This window comes from Ruminococcus sp. Marseille-P328 (genome assembly GCF_964249465.1).
In the GTDB taxonomy this organism is placed as follows: domain Bacteria; phylum Bacillota; class Clostridia; order Lachnospirales; family Lachnospiraceae; genus Blautia_A; species Blautia_A faecis.
On sequence record NZ_CAXUBQ010000011.1, the window covers coordinates 72,119 to 88,515 of the forward strand.

Sequence of the window (16,397 nt, forward strand, 5' to 3'; positions counted from 1 at the left end):
CACGCAGACCCGTTTATCCGGAAGTTGGATTGCTGTGAATAAAGTTCACAGCCGGTAAAAATAGTACAAACGGTTATTTTCCGGTAGAATTCTTATCTGTGGCAGCGGAGTCAGAGCTGTTTTTCTTATCCTTAGGCTCATAACCATAGCCGTATCCATAACCATAACCGTATTTTCCATAGCCATACTTGCCATAAGCACGTCCCTTTACATCGGCACGGTTCAGGACTGTACCCAGGAGCTTGCAGCCAGACTGCTGGATCTCATAAAGAGACTGCTTGATCAGAGTACGCGGTGTAGTACCGGCACGTACAACCAGAACTGCGCCGTCGCACAGAGAAGCGATAAGTGCTCCATCTGCTACACTGCCAAGCGGCGGGGAATCTATAATAACAAAACGATAATTCTCTGAAAGAGTATTCAGAAGCTCTTTGAAACGAACGTCTTCCAGAAGAGCGGAAGGATTCTCAAGGAGCTGTGTACACGGAACCATATAGCCGTTTGGAATATTGGTACTATATACAACGTCTTCATATTCTGCCATACCGGAAAGATAATGGTTCAGTCCCATAGTAGTGTCATCGTCATAGTCCATCTGAAAACGTGTTTTCATAACGGATTTACGAAGGTCAACGTCTACCAGAACAGTGGGAAATCCTGCTTCTGCAAGCATTTTCCACAGGTAGGAGGAAATGGTACTCTTACCTTCATTAGGCTGGCAGCTGGTCAAAAGGATCTTGCGGGTATTTTTACCGCAGAATTTAATATTAATACGAAGTCGGTTCATCGCTTCGGAAACTGCATAGGGCAGCTCCGGAAGGTTTACATTAAGCTGGTTCATTATTTCTTACGACCTCTCTTTCTGCCGCGTCTGCGGTGCTGCTCCTCATCCAGATCGATTACCTGATCGCTGTCAGGGATTGTGGTAAGAGGTACCAGCCCAAAATATTTTTCCATATCATCTGCAGTATGGATGGTGTCATCCATCAGATATTTTACAATAAAGAATGCTGCACAGATGAGAAGTCCAAGCAGAGCACCGATCATGGTGAATTTGGTATAGCTTGGAGCTACTTTACTCTCAGGAAGCTTGGCATGCTGTGCCAGATTCGGAGCAAGTGTGCTCATGGTATCCGGGAGATAATCAATGGCTTCCTCAGCCATAGTTTCAGCCAGATCCATAGCCATCTGCGGATCGGTAGAAGTAGCGGTGATCTCCAGAATACGGGTATCGCTTGGGTTATTCAGTGAAAAAGCTTTAGCCAGTTCATCGGATGTGGCATCCAGATTCAGACGGTCAATGACACGGTTCAGTACCGGATAGCTGAGCATCAGCTGTTCATAATCTGCAGTCAGGGAAGTACCAAGATTCAGGTCACTTAAATTGACTACAGAATCGTCTGAGGCAGATACTACGTAAAGCTTGGTTGTGGATTCATAGGTAGGTGCGATAAAGAAAAAGGAATACGCACCCAGAAGTACAGCGCCTGCAATAAGACTGATCAGCAGATAACGCCATTTGTCTAACAAGACGTAGCCTAGATCCACAAGGTCGATTTCCACCTCGTCGTTTGTGAGTTCTTCGTTCATGTCGGGTCTCCTTAATTTTGTTTATTGTAGCTGTTCAGTATCTTCCTAGCTACGATTTATTTTCTAACAGGAAAATTATTTCTTTTCCTTATAAAAAAGCGAAAGGATCGCTTCCTGAAGGCTGTCCGGATCAGGAGTGAAAGTCTGCCAGCCATCCTCGTCGAAGTCGGCAGTTCCTTCTATAGATACTTTCTCCTCCTCTTTCTCATCGGAAAGAAGAAGGGCAAGACGGGAAAACTTCTTGGCACTGATGTTGGTAGTCATGTAGTCCTCAAGTGCATGATAAAGATCCAGCGGGAACGTCTTATCTTCACTGCATTTCGCCTGGAAAACAGGCTTGAAAGCTTCCTCGTACTGGGCCTGACGGCTCATTCGGTTCTCGTTCAGTCCGTCGGCAACGGTCTTGCGCTCACGGATGAAGCGTTCAGCGTCTTTACCGTGCAAGGTAACGGTCTGTCCCTTGATCAGTGTGTCACTGTCCGGGAAATCATCCTCGATGGTGACGGTGACACCGCCAACCATATCATTTACCACTTCGATGGCGCTCATGTTTACCATTGCAAAGCCATCGATCTTGTGACCTCCAAGGAGCGTGGAAACTGCATCCACAGTATTCTCTGCACGGGTCTCATGATCCAGGCTCATGGCGTGTGCCAGGGAAATCTGGCATTCTGTGGTATCTATGTAAGAACCGTCATCTGCAAGGCTTTTCACCGGAGTCATGGTGTTCCGGTCGATGGTGAGAAACTTGCAGGTGTCTGTGCTTCTGTCGCGGACAAGCACAAGCAGCACGTCGCACTGACCGGTACCGTCGTATTCCTTGATCTCGGTTACCTTATCCGGAGAATCAATTCCGGCGAAAAGGTAAGTCTCAAGATTCCCTTTCGGAACATAGGTAACACCTTTATAAGTGATCTGGTCAGTATCCTGTGTGGAAGAGGATGCACTCCGGTTCACAGCATGGCTGTTGGCAGAAGTGAGAACACCTGCAGCTGAGCCTATGCCAAGAACGCCAGCGGCAAGTCCTATGGCGAGATATTTTATTTTTTTATTTTTATTCTGTCTGGAAATTTGATTATGACGCATTGATTCCTTTCTGCAGACCGAGGTATACTTCGCAGCTGTTCACTCCGTTCACAGCAACACGCTCCGCGATGCACAGAAATCATGCTTTTGCATGATTTCGCGCCGCAATTCTCGGGCTTTCTGTGAGCCTTGCTCACAAAAAACACCTCGCGGAACATTCCCTGTGAACAGTAACGGAACAGTACCTGTAAACCGTCACTCTGAAAATTACATATTGACAAAACTTAGAATCTGTTATTTACTTCACATTATAAAATATCATATTGTATAAATATTATATTGCTTTACTACAATATGTACTGATTTTATCACGGTTTGATTTGGATATCAACCCGCTCTGTCATTTTTTGGCAAAATAAGGTGACGAAAAAAATCGTTTTCCTCTGGGATTTTTTGTGCTATACTTATACAACGTATAGATTTCAGAGGAAATTTACTGGAGGAAAAAATGGAAAATCGCGAACGATATAAGAGACTGATCATGTTTTTGGCGTCTGCGGTGATCATAGCTATTGAAACATTGCTTTTCGCCTATATCTGGTATAAATTTTATGCCCACAAGGAGGTCATCGGCAGACGCTTTGACAGAGGCAATCAGGTAGTCATTGGCCTGTATGTGCTGATGATATACTTCTTTTATAAAATTTACGGTGGTTTTAAGGTGGGTTATCTGCGGGTATTTGAAGTAATCTATTCCCAGATCCTGTCTGTGTGCTGCGTGAATTTTATTACCTATTTACAGTTGTGCCTGATCGGCCGCTGGCGTCTGGGAGAGCATCTGACACCTATGCTGGCTATGACGGGGATTGACCTGGTGATCGTTGTCATATGGGTGGTTGGTATGCGTTATGTGTACACCAGACTGTATCCGCCCAGACAGATGCTGATGATTTATGGCGGACGTAATCCGGGAGATTTAAGGAATAAGTTTGAGACCAGAGAGGATAAATATGCCATTAAAGAGATGGCATCCCTTTCCCTTGGCCTTGACGTGATCAAGGAGAAGATCAACGGATATAAAGCAGTTGTGATCGGGGATATCCCGTCCCACGAACGAAATCTTCTTCTGAAATACTGCTTTGAGAAGGATATCCGCTGTTATTCTATTCCGAAGCTTTCTGATATTATGCTCCGGAATGCAGACGATATTCATTTATTTGATACCACGCTTCTTCTTTCCAGAAACCTGCGTCTGACAGCAGAGCAGCTGTTTTTCAAAAGAATTGTGGATATTATATTTTCCCTGGCAGGGCTGGTGATCGCATCTCCGTTTATGATTCTGATCGCACTTGCTATTAAGCTTTATGATGGCGGTCCTGTTTTTTATAAGCAGCCGCGTCTTACGAAGGATAAGCAGATCTTTATGATCCTGAAATTCAGAAGCATGAAAATGGACTCTGAAGTGAAGGGTGCCCAGCTGGCGAAGAAAGAGGATGACAGGATCACACCGGTCGGGAAGCTTATCCGCCGGATCCATTTCGATGAGCTGCCACAGATTTTTAATATCCTGAAAGGTGATATGTCTCTGGTAGGCCCAAGACCGGAGCGGCCGGAAATTGCTGCACTGTATAGCGAGAGGATCCCTGAATTTGATTACCGCCTGAAAGTGAAGGCCGGACTTACCGGTTATGCCCAGGTTTATGGTAAATACAACACGACACCTTATGATAAGCTGAAACTGGATCTCACCTATATTGAGACCTATTCTCTGAAGCTGGATCTGAAGCTTTTGATGCTTACCTTCAAAATCCTTTTCCAGAAGGAAAATACAGAAGGGGTTGAGGCATGGCAGAAGACAGCTGGCCAGGAGAAAAACGAGGAGAATGATTAAGACTGAGACTGAGGAGGAAATTTTATGTGTGGAATTGTTGGTTATGTAGGAGATGAACAGGCGGCACCGATTTTGCTGACAGGCCTTTCCAAGCTGGAATACAGAGGCTATGATTCAGCAGGTATCGCAGTTCGAAACGAGGCAACTGATAAGATCGCAATCGTAAAGGCGAAAGGGCGTCTGAAAACTTTGATCGAGAAGACAGACGGCGGTTCAGCCGTACCTGGTACCTGCGGTATCGGTCATACCCGCTGGGCGACTCATGGAGAGCCTTCTGAGACAAATGCCCATCCTCATTGTACAGATGATAAGTCCGTAGTACTTGTTCATAATGGAATTATCGAGAATTATCAGGAGCTGAAGGCGAAGCTTCTTCGTTCCGGTTATACGTTCTATTCACAGACAGATACAGAAGTGGCTGTGAAGCTGGTAGATTACTACTATAAGAAAACCGGAACCCCGTTGGAAGCAATCTCCAGAGCAATGCTCCGTATCCGCGGTTCTTATGCATTTGGTGTTATTTTCAAGGACTATCCGGGCAAACTGTTTGCAGCCCGCAAGGACAGTCCGCTGATCATTGGAAAGAGCGAGAACGGAAGCCTTATCGCTTCTGATGTTCCTGCGATCCTGGATCAGACCAGAAGAGTTTATTATATCGGCAATCTTGAAATTGCGGAGCTTTCCCGTGATGAGATCCATTTCTACAATATCGACCGTGAAGAGATTGAGAAAGACGTTGTGGAGATCCAGTGGGATGCAGCTGCTGCTGAGAAGGGCGGCTATGAGCACTTTATGCTGAAAGAGATCCATGAGCAGCCGAAGGCTGTTCAGGACACCATTGGCGCTTATGTAAAAGAGGGACACATTGATTTTTCTGAGACAGGGCTTACAGATGAGAAGCTGGCTTCTCTTAAGAGAATCTATATCATCGCCTGCGGTTCTGCTTACCATGTTGGTATGGTTGGCAAATATGTGATCGAATCCATGGCGAAGATCCCGGTTGAGGTGGATGTGGCTTCTGAGTTCCGTTACCGTGATCCGATCCTTGTGGAGGATTCCATGGTGGTTATTATTTCCCAGTCCGGAGAGACCGCAGACAGCCTGGCTGCCCTTCGTCTTGCCAAGGATAGAAATGTTCCGGTACTTAGTGTAGTCAATGTTGTAGGCTCCAGCATTGCAAGAGAGAGCGATTATACGTTATATACTTATGCAGGACCTGAGATTTCTGTTGCCACCACCAAGGCTTACAGCACCCAGCTGATCGCTATGTATCTGCTGGCTATCCAGAGCGCTTTTGTCCAGGGAAAGCTTGAGGAGGGAAAAGTGACCCGTCTGCTTGCTGAGATGGAGACCCTGCCGGACAAGATCAGCCGTGTTCTGGATGATAAGGAGCGTATCCAGTGGTTTGCAAGCAAGTATGCAAATGCCCATGATATTTTCTTCATCGGACGAGGAATTGACTATGCTATCAGCATGGAAGGAAGCCTGAAGATGAAGGAAATCAGTTATATTCATTCTGAGGCTTACGCAGCAGGTGAGCTGAAGCACGGAACGATCAGCCTTGTAGAGGATGGTACTCTGGTGATCGGTGTGATGACCCAGAAGGATCTTTTTGAGAAGACACTGAGCAATATGGTTGAGGTAAAGAGCCGTGGTGCTTATCTGATGGGACTGACCAGCTATGGCAATTACAGTATTGAGGATACCGCTGATTTCTCCGTATATGTTCCCAAGACGGAGAAGTATTTCACAACCAGCCTTGCAATTGTTCCGCTGCAGCTGATGGGATATTATGTCAGCGTAGCGAAGGGCCTGGATGTGGACAAGCCGAGAAACCTGGCGAAATCTGTTACTGTAGAATAATGTTATTAAATTACTGAATTATATTTCTAAACAACAGAAAAAAGACAATATTGTTATAAACGTAAACATGGCGCGGAGAAGTGGCTTCTTCGCGCTGTTTATTTGGAAACGAAATAGTGGGATTGTTCGAACAAAATGGGGCATGAAAAAGATATGGAAGAAAAAAGGTACAGGATCATAGGTACTGCCGGACATATTGATCATGGTAAAACCTGGCTGGTCAAGGCGCTGACAGGCACGGATACGGATCGCCTGGCAGAGGAAAAAAGGCGGGGGATTACAATTGAAAATGGTTTTGCGTTTCTGAAATTTCCGGATGGCAGGGAAGCCGGGATTATTGATGTGCCAGGCCATGAAAGGTTTATAAAGAATATGCTGGCTGGAGCTGGCGGAATTGATATTGCCATGGTAGTGATCGCAGTAGATGAGGGAGTTATGCCTCAGACCAGGGAACATCTGGCAATACTTTCCCTGCTTGGTATTCGAAAGGGTGTGCTTGTGCTCACCAAAGGTGACCTGGAATGGAAAAAGGGACTTGACCAGGAAATCAGGGAATTTGCAGAGGGAACGTTTCTGGAAAATGCGGATGTGGTAGTGACCAGTGCTGTGGATGGGCGTGGGATTGAGGAACTGCGCAGGGTGTTGTGGAAACTGTGCACAGCCGGAAAAAACACGGGAAATCAGAAGCCTTCCCAAAAAGAAGGTGACAGCTGCACAGGCAGAATGGGGACAAAAGCATCTGCGTTTCGCCTGCCCATAGATCGTGTATTTTCTCTAAAGGGTTTTGGAACTGTAGTGACCGGGACGCTGCTTGATGGCAGTTTAGGCTTGAATTATGACGCCATGCTTTATCCCAGAGCTGAAAGGGTAAAAATTCGAGGGATTCAGGTGCATGGTCAGGAAGTATCCGAAACTGTTCCGGGACAGCGGGTGGCAGTGAACCTTCCGGGAATTGGAAAAGAGCAGATCTCCCGGGGAGAAATCCTGGCAACAGCAGGAAGTATGGAAGGTACCATGATAGCAGATGTACGGCTGCAGCTGTTGAAGTCAGGACAGCGTACTTTAAAAAGCGGTACCCGTGTTCATCTTTATCATGGGGCAGCAGAACTGGTGTGTAAAATAATTCTGTTTGACAGAGAAGTGCTGAAGCCCGGTGAAGAGGCCGTAGTCCAGCTTCGGATGGAGCAGATGACGGCAATGAAAGCAGGGGATCATTTTGTTATAAGATTTTATTCGCCAGTAGAAACCATCGGCGGTGGAGTTGTGCTGAATCCCAATGGGGTAAAAAGGAAAAAAAGACAGAATGCAGATGCTGTTGTTCATTGCGCATGTACCGGAAAGGAAAGAAAAAAAGCACATGCTTCAGGAAAAATAACAGAAGAAATATGTGGAAATTCTGTCTTTTTGCAGCTGCAGGAATTATATCTGAAATCGGGCTTTAAGCCTCCGCTGACAGATGAAGTGAAGAAAGTATTTTCCGGTGAGCGGGATTTTTCAGAAGTGTTCTTTGCCATGGTGCGGGACGGTGTTCTTGTACGGTTTGACGAGAAGCATTATATGCACTGGGAAATACGGCAGAAAGCTCTGGATATGGCGTATCTGTTATATGAAGAAAAGGGTATGATCCAGACTGGAGAATTTCGTGACCGTCTGGGAATATCCCGTAAATGTGCGATCATACTGCTGGAGGGGTTTGACAGAGAGCGGATTACAGTTATGGAAAATGGAGGAAGAGTATTAAAACGAAACTTGCAGCAGACAGATCGGCTGCGTCGAGGCTTTTAGACCTGCGCAATCGGATTCACAGACAAGTGAGTGGTATGGTTATTTCGAAAACGTAGTCTCCATGAGAAGAGTAAGAATGGAAAGCTGGGTATGCTTTTTTGGCGGGAACATATGGGAATCGAACCCATCCGGGACGGGATTAGCGCCCCACACTGGTTTTGAAGACCAGGAGGCACACCGGCACCTATCTGCTCCCAGTGAGAGTATAGCGGAGATTGGAAGCTTCGTCAACCACAGTCTTTGGGTCCGAAACCTTTCTTTGATTCCCTATTGACTAAGAGGGGGCAGATAAAGTAGAATAGTATTATTCGGGATAGTGTACCTTGTAGCCTTTTTCAAACATGCTCTGGTATGGCGGAGCTGTTGAACAGGGCTGTGTTTTGCGTATCCCGTTTATAATGGATGTTTTCACATTACCAGATTACAGTATTGAAGAATATCCGAAGAGGAGAAAAATATGGCAGAGACAGTTAGAGTTGTAGTAGATGCCATGGGCGGAGACAACGCTCCGGCAGAACCAGTGAAAGCAGCTGTAGAGGCTGTTGCCGAGAGGGAAGACATTGATGTGATCCTTACCGGCAGGCAGGATGTAATTGAGAAAGAGCTGAGTAAATTTCAGAATTACCCCAAGGAAAGAATCCAGATCGTGAATACCACAGAGGTGATCGAGACAGCAGAGCCTCCGGTTCTGGCAATCCGTAAGAAGAAAGATTCTTCCATTGTGGTAGGACTGAATCTTGTGAAGAAGCAGGAAGCAGAAGCATTTGTTTCCTCTGGAAGCTCAGGCGCTATTTTAGTAGGTGGTCAGGTGATCGTAGGAAGAAGCAAAGGAGTACAGCGTCCGCCGCTGGCACCCTTGATTCCTACCCAGAATGGTGTGTCACTTCTTATTGACTGCGGTGCGAACGTAGATGCCAGACCAGAGCATCTGGTACAGTTTGCGAAGATGGGTTCCATCTATATGGAAGACGTGGTTGGAATCAAGAACCCTCGTGTAGCCATTGTAAACATTGGTGCAGAGGAGGAGAAGGGAAATGCCCTTGTGAAAGAGACGTTCCCTCTTTTGAAGGAATGCCCGGGGATCAATTTTATTGGAAGTATTGAAGCAAGGGATATTCCAGCTGGTTATGCAGATGTGATTGTCTGCGAGGCTTTTGTCGGGAACGTGATCCTGAAGCTTTATGAAGGACTTGGAAGTACCTTTATGAAGATGCTTAAAACCGGCCTTATGAAAGACACCCGCAGCAAGGTTGGAGCTCTTCTGGTGAAACCGGCCGTCAAAGAAACTATGAAGGCATTTGATGCAAGTGAGTACGGCGGAGCCCCTCTTCTGGGTCTTAAGGGACTGGTTGTGAAGACACACGGCAGTGCCAGGGCGGTTGAGATTCGTCACGCTATTTTTCAGTGTGTTCAGTTCAGACAGCAGAAGATCAATGAGAAAATCGCTGCCCATATGGTGGAAGAGACACCAGAAAAAGCATGATCATCCATGCATTGCAGCAGACTCTTCGGCAAAGACCTGCCGGGGGTCTGCCAGCTAGTCAGAGGGAAGGAAGTTTATCATGGAAAAAAAGTTAAAAGCATTGGAGAACCGGATCGGTTATGAGTTCAGGAACAGAAACCTTCTGATCCTTGCACTGACACATAGTTCTTATGCCAACGAGAAGAAGCTTGGTAAGGCAGGCTGCAACGAGCGTCTGGAGTTTCTTGGAGATGCAGTTCTGGAGCTGATCAGCAGTGATTTTCTTTATAAGAAATTCACCCAGATTCCAGAGGGCGAATTGACCAAGAAGAGAGCCAGCCTGGTTTGCGAACCCAGTCTTGCTTATTGTGCAAGAGATTTCGGACTGCCGCAGTATCTGCTCCTTGGAAAAGGTGAGGATATGACCGGTGGAAGAAACCGTGACTCTATTGTTTCCGATGCAACAGAGGCTCTGCTTGGAGCTATCTATCTGGACGGTGGTTTTGCTAGCGCAAAGGAGTTTGTTCTGAAATTCATTCTGAACGATCTTGAGAATAAACAGCTCTTTTATGATAGCAAGACCATCCTGCAGGAAATCGTACAGGAGAAGGGAACCCATCTTGTGGAGTACCATCTGATAAAAGAAGAAGGCCCGGATCACAATAAAAGCTTTACCGTGGATGTGCTTGTCAGCGGTCATGTGATGGGTACCGGAGTAGGACATACCAAGAAAGCTGCCGAACAGGAAGCTGCTTACCAGGCAATCCGGAAGATGAGAAAATAATAACAAGGATTCGAATACATGTATTTAAAAAATATTGAAGTGCACGGGTTTAAGTCCTTTGCACAGAAAATCAATTTCGAATTTCATAATGGAATTACGGGAATCGTTGGTCCCAACGGCAGTGGGAAAAGCAACGTAGGTGATGCGGTCCGCTGGGTTCTTGGAGAACAGAGTGCCAAGCAGCTTCGAGGCGGAAACATGCAGGACGTTATTTTTTCCGGCACGGAGACCAGAAAGCCCCTTAGCTTTGCTTCTGTTGCCATTACTCTGGATAACAGCGATCACAAGCTTCCGGTTGATTTTAATGAGGTTACGGTTACCCGAAGACTTTACCGCTCCGGTGAAAGTGAATATCTTATTAATGGAAGTGCCTGTCGTCTGAAGGATATTAATGAGATGTTTTACGATACCGGTATTGGGAAAGAGGGCTATTCCATCATCGGGCAGGGACAGATCGATAAGATCTTAAGTGGTAAGCCGGAAGAGCGCCGTGAGCTTTTTGACGAAGCTGCCGGAATCGTAAAGTTTAAGCGAAGAAAGGCAACTACCATTAAGAAGCTGCAGGACGAGCAGGCGAACCTGGTGCGTGTTACCGATATTTTAAGTGAGCTTACCAGACAATTGGGCCCTTTGGAGCGCCAGTCCGAGACAGCCAGAATTTATCTTGCCAAAAGAGACACTTTGCGGGAACTGGATGTGAACAGTTTTCTTCTGGAAAACGAGGAGACCAGCCGTGAATTAAAAGAGCTGGATACCAAGAATACCCGGGCTGCTGAGGAGCTGGAGGAGAATCAGAAGGCCTACGAGCAGACGAAAGTGGAATATGATCGTCTGGAAGAGGAACTGGAACAGTTGAATTCCCAGATGGATCAGCTGCGTGAAGAGACGCAGAATAAGGCAATCCGCAGGCAGCAGCTGGATGGCGAGACCAAGGTACTTCGGGAACAGATTTTGTCCGGAGTGCAGAGTGAAGAACATTACAAGAGCCGTCTGCAGTCCATTGAGGCGGATCTGAAGGAACGCCAGGAGTCTCTGGAGAGGCAGGAGGCGGAGAAATCCCAGCTCCATGCAGCTCTTCTGGAAGCAAGGAAGCGCCAGGAGGCAGAAGAGGACCGGATTTCCAATATTCAGGCACAGATCGAAGAGTGCTCCCAGGCAGTGGAGAATGGCAAGAACGAGATTATCGAGCTTCTCAATACCCGTGCCACTACCAAAGGAAAAGCCCAGCGTTTCGATACCATGATGGAGCAGATCGATATCCGTAAAGCGGGAATCAGTCAGAGACAGCTTCATTTGAAAACAGAGGAAGCCCAGCAGCAGAGTGAGCTGGAGAGGGCAAAGGAGAAGTTTCAGGGAATTACCACACTTATCCAGGACATGAATGCAGAGTGTCAGCGCCTGGATAATGAAGTACATAAAATTACAGATGAATTAAAGAAACAGAACGGCCAGATGGAAATCGGCCAGAGCGCATATCACCGTGAGGCTTCCAGGCTGGAATCTTTGAAAAATATTACAGAGCGCTATGACGGATACGGAAACAGTATCCGCCGTGTAATGGAACAGAAGGACCGAGTACCGGGAATTAAGGGTGTTGTAGCAGATCTGATCCAGGTAAATAAGGAGTATGAGATCGCCATTGAGACGGCTCTTGGCGGAAGTATTCAGAACATTGTCACAGACAATGAACAGACTGCCAAGCACATGATTGAATTTCTGAAGAAAAACCGTTTCGGCCGTGCTACGTTCCTTCCGCTTAACAGTATCAATACCAGAAGTGGTTTTACCCAGAGGGATGCGCTGCAGGAGCCGGGAGTGATCGGGCTTGCCAGTGAACTGGTAACTACAGGTCCGGAGTATGTTGGACTTGCTACTTATCTTCTGGGTCGTGTGCTTGTGGTGGATCACATTGACAATGCCATTGCCATTGCGCGAAAGTACCGGCACAGTCTTCGCATGGTAACTGTGGAGGGTGAATCCTTCAGTCCGGGCGGTTCTATGTCAGGCGGTTCTTTTAAGAATAACAGCAACCTTCTTGGCCGCCGCCGTGAGATCGAAGAACTGGAATCCAGTGTGAAGGCTCTTCGAAAAGACATGGATGACATGCAGACTGCTATTAATGATAATCGAAGCAAGCGCAATGTTATGCGTGACACCATTGCAGATCTGCAGGAAAAACTGCGTCAGCAGTATGTTGCCCAGAACACGGCGAAGATGAACATTAACCAGGTAGAAGCCAAGACAAAGGAAATCCAGGCTGGCTACGGAGAGATTCAGAGAGAGCAGATGGAAATCCGCCGTCAGATCGAGGAGGCAGAGGCTGATCACAGCAAGATTGCCGAAGAATTGAAGGCTTCTGAGCAGGATGAGAAAGAACTGGAGACTTTTATCCAGAATAAACAGGAAGAATTAGAGACCTGGAGGGCTGAGGAGCAGGAGGTTTCCAGGAAACTGGAGGCTCTTCGTCTGGAAGCAAGTACAGCCCAGCAGAAAGAAAGCTTCGCAGCAGAGACTCTGGGCCGTCTGACCCATGAGATGGAAGCTCTTCGCCAGGAGGAAGCAGATATTCATGAAACGCTGGAGCTTGGCGGCGAAGAGAATGAGAGAAAGCGCCAGTCTGTAGAGAACCTGGAGGCAGTAATCCGGACTTTGGAAGAGGATGAAACCAAGGCGAAGGCTCAGATGGAGAGCTGGCAGAGTGTGAAGGATGAAAAAAATGCCAGCCATAAGGCATTTTTTGAGAAGCGGGATCAGCTGTCCGGTAGGATTTCACTTCTGGACAAAGAGTGTTACCGTCTGAAAAGTCAGATCGAGAAGCTGGAAGAGCACAGGGAATCTCAGATTTCCTATATGTGGAATGAGTATGAGATCACCCCGAACAATGCCCTTCAGTACAAAAAAGAAGAGCTGAACGATCTGAAAGCCATGAAGAAAGAAATTGCCCAGGTGAAGGATGAAATCCGTAAGCTTGGTAACGTTAATGTAAATGCAATTGAGGAATATAAGGAGATTTCAGAACGTCATGCTTTCCTTTCCGGACAGTATGAGGATCTGAAAACCGCAGAGGCACAGCTGGAGAACATTATCCAGGAACTGGATGAGGGAATGCGTAAACAGTTTACGGAGAAATTCCAGGATATCCAGAGAGAGTTTGACAAGGCTTTCAAGGAATTGTTTGGAGGCGGTAAGGGCACTCTGGAGCTTGAGGAAGACGTGGACATTCTGGAAGCAGGAATTCGCATTATTTCCCAGCCGCCGGGCAAAAAGCTTCAGAATATGATGCAGCTTTCCGGTGGTGAGAAGGCACTTACTGCAATCGCACTTTTGTTTGCAATCCAGAATCTGAAGCCGTCGCCATTCTGTCTTCTTGATGAGATCGAGGCGGCACTTGACGATTCGAATGTAGGTCGTTTCGCAGGCTATCTTCAGAAGTTGACGAAGAACACTCAATTCATTATAATAACACACAGGCGTGGTACTATGAATGCCGCAGACAGACTTTATGGTATTACCATGCAGGAGAAAGGCGTCTCCACGCTGGTTTCCGTTGATCTTGTGGAAAACCAGCTTACGCAGTAAAAGGAGGAGAGGAAATGGCAGAGGAAAAGAAAGGCTTTTTTAAAAGACTTGTCAGTGGCCTGACAAAAACAAGAGACAACATCGTGGCAGGATTTGATTCTCTTTTCACCGGCTATTCAACAATAGATGATGATTTTTATGAGGAACTGGAAGAAATCCTGATCATGGGTGACATTGGAATCAATGCCACCACAGCCATTCTGGACAAATTAAAAGACCAGGTGGAGATCCGGAATATCAGGGATCCCAAGGAGTGCAAGCAGCTTCTTATTGATACCATCAAGGAGCAGATGACGGTAGACAGCACAGAGTACGAGTTTGAAAACCGTAAATCCGTTATTCTTGTGATTGGTGTCAATGGTGTTGGAAAAACAACTTCCGTTGGAAAACTTGCTGGCAAGCTGAAGGACCAGGGCAAAAAGGTTATTCTTGGTGCTGCGGATACTTTCCGTGCAGCGGCAGGGGAACAGCTGACCCAGTGGGCGAACCGGGCAGGAGTGGAGATCATTGGCGGTCAGGATGGAGCAGACCCGGCATCAGTTGTCTATGATGCAGTGGCAGCAGCCAAGGCCCGCAATGCAGACGTTCTGATCTGTGATACCGCAGGAAGACTTCATAATAAGAAGAATCTTATGGAAGAGCTTCGCAAGATTTACCGCATTCTGGAGAAGGAATATCCGGAAGCGTATCTGGAAACTCTGGTGGTTCTGGATGGAACGACAGGACAGAACGCACTTGTGCAGGCAAGACAGTTTGCAGAGGTGGCGAATGTAACCGGTATCATTCTTACCAAGCTTGATGGTACAGCCAAGGGTGGTATTGCGGTGGCAATCCAGTCTGAGCTTGATATTCCGGTGAAATATATCGGCGTTGGTGAGAGCATTGACGATTTACAGAAATTCGATGCAAATTCTTTTGTGGATGCGTTGTTTGATATTCGTCCGGATGAAAACTAACCCCACAGACTACAGGAGGAAAAATAAAAATGCTTACATTAGAGAGTTTTGAAGAAGCGGCAGAAATAGTTAAGCAGGTAACCCAGGAGACCAAGCTGGTGAAGAGCAGTTATTTCTCTGAACTCACTGGAAACAAGGTCTTCTTCAAACCAGAGAACATGCAGAGAACAGGTGCATATAAGGTGCGTGGAGCTTATTATAAGATCAGTACTCTTTCCGACGAGGAGAGGGGCAAAGGCCTGATCACAGCTTCCGCTGGAAACCATGCACAGGGTGTGGCATATGCAGCACACAAGTACGGTGTGAAGGCCGTGATCGTAATGCCGACCACTACACCGCTTATTAAAGTAGAGCGTACAAAAGGTTATGGCGCAGAGGTTATTCTTCATGGTGATGTTTATGATGAGGCCTGTGCTTATGCGCTGGAGCTTGCTGAAGAAAAGGGCTATACCTTTATTCATCCTTTTGACGATCCTGCAGTTGCTACCGGACAGGGAACCATTGCCATGGAGATCATTCAGGAGCTTCCTCTTGTAGATTATATTCTGGTGCCAATCGGTGGAGGCGGACTTGCAACAGGTGTATCCACACTTGCCAAGCTTCTTAATCCTCATATTAAAGTAATCGGTGTAGAGCCGGCAGGTGCAGCCTGCATGAAGGCTTCTCTTGAGAAAGGGGAGGTTGTTACACTGCCCCATGTAAACACCATTGCAGATGGTACTGCAGTTCAGACTCCGGGTTCTCATATTTTCCCATATATCCAGGAGAATCTGGATGAAATCATCACGGTTGAGGATGATGAGCTGATCGTTGCATTCCTGGATATGGTAGAAAATCATAAGATGATCGTTGAGAATTCAGGACTTCTGACAGTGGCTGCGCTTCGTCATCTTGATTTCAAGAATAAAAAGGTTGTGTCCATTTTAAGTGGTGGAAATATGGATGTGATTACCATGTCTTCTGTAGTACAGCATGGCTTGATCCAGCGTGACAGAATCTTTACCGTATCTGTTCTTATCCCGGATAAGCCTGGTGAACTGGTACGTGTGGCTTCTATTATTGCAGAGAATCAGGGAAATGTTATCAAGCTGGATCATAACCAGTTTGTAAGCACAAACCGTAATGCCGCTGTAGAATTGAAGATCACTCTGGAGGCGTTTGGTACAGACCATAAGAATCAGATCGTGAAAGCGCTGGAGACTGCCGGATGCAGACCGAAAGTAATTCGCGCAAGTCTGTAATTGAAAAATAGAAGCATTTCCCCAGCTTGCAGTTAATAACTGAAGCAACATTACAAATGGTATGAATAAAGTTAGTTACTGTTCACTCCGTTCACAAAAAACACCTCGCGGAATGTTACCAGTGAATAGTAACTAAAGTTAATCTATGTGCTTTGGACGTTTTGCATATTCATGTAAAAAAATGGGGAGTGTTTGCTGAAATGATTATAAATAAGTACAA

The 16,397-nt window shown here is 46.5% G+C and carries 11 protein-coding genes and 1 tRNA gene; 8 read left to right on the forward strand and 4 right to left on the reverse strand.

Annotated features, from left to right (window positions below; translation table 11 throughout):
- Positions 1–73 precede the first annotated feature (73 nt).
- From ACESTK_RS09530 to ACESTK_RS09540, 3 genes are all read right to left on the reverse strand, one after another.
- Positions 74–841: a CpsD/CapB family tyrosine-protein kinase gene (locus ACESTK_RS09530; protein ID WP_173771365.1), complete on the reverse strand. Its 768-nt coding sequence runs from the start codon at positions 839–841 to the stop codon at positions 74–76.
- Positions 841–1,590, reverse strand: a complete 750-nt coding sequence (locus tag ACESTK_RS09535; protein WP_373119616.1) for a YveK family protein — start codon at positions 1,588–1,590, stop codon at positions 841–843. The genes ACESTK_RS09530 and ACESTK_RS09535 overlap by 1 nt, the downstream gene beginning before the upstream one ends.
- A 75-nt stretch (positions 1,591–1,665) precedes the next feature.
- Entirely contained in the window at positions 1,666–2,676 is a 1,011-nt protein-coding gene (locus ACESTK_RS09540; RefSeq protein WP_187566200.1) for an LCP family protein, read from the reverse strand.
- Positions 2,677–3,124: 448 nt separating this feature from the next.
- Between ACESTK_RS09540 and ACESTK_RS09545 the strand changes: the two genes are divergently transcribed.
- The 3 genes from ACESTK_RS09545 to selB all read left to right on the forward strand — a co-directional run bounded on the left by ACESTK_RS09545 (position 3,125) and on the right by selB (position 8,155).
- A complete protein-coding gene (locus ACESTK_RS09545) occupies positions 3,125–4,507 on the forward strand; it encodes an exopolysaccharide biosynthesis polyprenyl glycosylphosphotransferase (protein WP_173717140.1) in 1,383 nt (460 codons plus the stop codon).
- Between the two features lie 24 nt (positions 4,508–4,531).
- A complete protein-coding gene (glmS, locus tag ACESTK_RS09550; RefSeq protein WP_173717721.1) occupies positions 4,532–6,370 on the forward strand; it encodes a glutamine--fructose-6-phosphate transaminase (isomerizing) in 1,839 nt (612 codons plus the stop codon).
- A gap of 135 nt (positions 6,371–6,505) precedes the next feature.
- Positions 6,506–8,155: a selenocysteine-specific translation elongation factor gene (gene selB / locus ACESTK_RS09555; RefSeq protein WP_373119618.1), complete on the forward strand. Its 1,650-nt coding sequence runs from the start codon at positions 6,506–6,508 to the stop codon at positions 8,153–8,155.
- 99 nt (positions 8,156–8,254) lie between these two features.
- On the opposite strand, the gene ACESTK_RS09560 is transcribed toward selB, so the two are convergent.
- Positions 8,255–8,351: transfer RNA gene (locus ACESTK_RS09560), tRNA-Sec, on the reverse strand.
- Between the two features lie 261 nt (positions 8,352–8,612).
- Here ACESTK_RS09560 and plsX point away from each other — a divergent pair.
- From plsX to ilvA, 5 genes are all read left to right on the forward strand, one after another.
- Positions 8,613–9,638 carry a phosphate acyltransferase PlsX gene (gene plsX / locus ACESTK_RS09565; protein ID WP_118578869.1) on the forward strand — a complete coding sequence of 342 codons (1,026 nt, stop codon included), beginning with the start codon at positions 8,613–8,615 and terminating at the stop codon, positions 9,636–9,638.
- Positions 9,639–9,717: 79 nt separating this feature from the next.
- Positions 9,718–10,401: a ribonuclease III gene (gene rnc / locus ACESTK_RS09570; protein ID WP_118578867.1), complete on the forward strand. Its 684-nt coding sequence runs from the start codon at positions 9,718–9,720 to the stop codon at positions 10,399–10,401.
- 18 nt (positions 10,402–10,419) lie between these two features.
- On the forward strand, positions 10,420–13,980 hold the full coding sequence (smc, locus tag ACESTK_RS09575; protein ID WP_195699237.1) for a chromosome segregation protein SMC: 3,561 nt from the start codon (positions 10,420–10,422) through the stop codon (positions 13,978–13,980).
- Between the two features lie 14 nt (positions 13,981–13,994).
- Positions 13,995–14,936: a signal recognition particle-docking protein FtsY gene (ftsY, locus tag ACESTK_RS09580; RefSeq protein ID WP_173717145.1), complete on the forward strand. Its 942-nt coding sequence runs from the start codon at positions 13,995–13,997 to the stop codon at positions 14,934–14,936.
- A 29-nt stretch (positions 14,937–14,965) separates the two neighbouring features.
- On the forward strand, positions 14,966–16,177 hold the full coding sequence (gene ilvA / locus ACESTK_RS09585) for a threonine ammonia-lyase (RefSeq protein ID WP_118578861.1): 1,212 nt from the start codon (positions 14,966–14,968) through the stop codon (positions 16,175–16,177).
- The last annotated feature ends 220 nt before the right edge of the window (positions 16,178–16,397 follow it).

Coding starts and splice junctions, on each gene's coding strand:
- plsX (WP_118578869.1), top strand. CDS start 8,613: ATGGCAGAGACAGTTAGAGTTGTAGTAGATGCCATGGGCGGAGACAAC.
- smc (WP_195699237.1), top strand. CDS start 10,420: ATGTATTTAAAAAATATTGAAGTGCACGGGTTTAAGTCCTTTGCACAG.
- selB (WP_373119618.1), top strand. CDS start 6,506: ATGGGGCATGAAAAAGATATGGAAGAAAAAAGGTACAGGATCATAGGT.
- rnc (WP_118578867.1), top strand. CDS start 9,718: ATGGAAAAAAAGTTAAAAGCATTGGAGAACCGGATCGGTTATGAGTTC.
- ACESTK_RS09535 (WP_373119616.1), bottom strand. CDS start 1,590: ATGAACGAAGAACTCACAAACGACGAGGTGGAAATCGACCTTGTGGAT.
- ilvA (WP_118578861.1), top strand. CDS start 14,966: ATGCTTACATTAGAGAGTTTTGAAGAAGCGGCAGAAATAGTTAAGCAG.
- ACESTK_RS09540 (WP_187566200.1), bottom strand. CDS start 2,676: ATGCGTCATAATCAAATTTCCAGACAGAATAAAAATAAAAAAATAAAA.
- glmS (WP_173717721.1), top strand. CDS start 4,532: ATGTGTGGAATTGTTGGTTATGTAGGAGATGAACAGGCGGCACCGATT.
- ACESTK_RS09530 (WP_173771365.1), bottom strand. CDS start 841: ATGAACCAGCTTAATGTAAACCTTCCGGAGCTGCCCTATGCAGTTTCC.
- ftsY (WP_173717145.1), top strand. CDS start 13,995: ATGGCAGAGGAAAAGAAAGGCTTTTTTAAAAGACTTGTCAGTGGCCTG.
- ACESTK_RS09545 (WP_173717140.1), top strand. CDS start 3,125: ATGGAAAATCGCGAACGATATAAGAGACTGATCATGTTTTTGGCGTCT.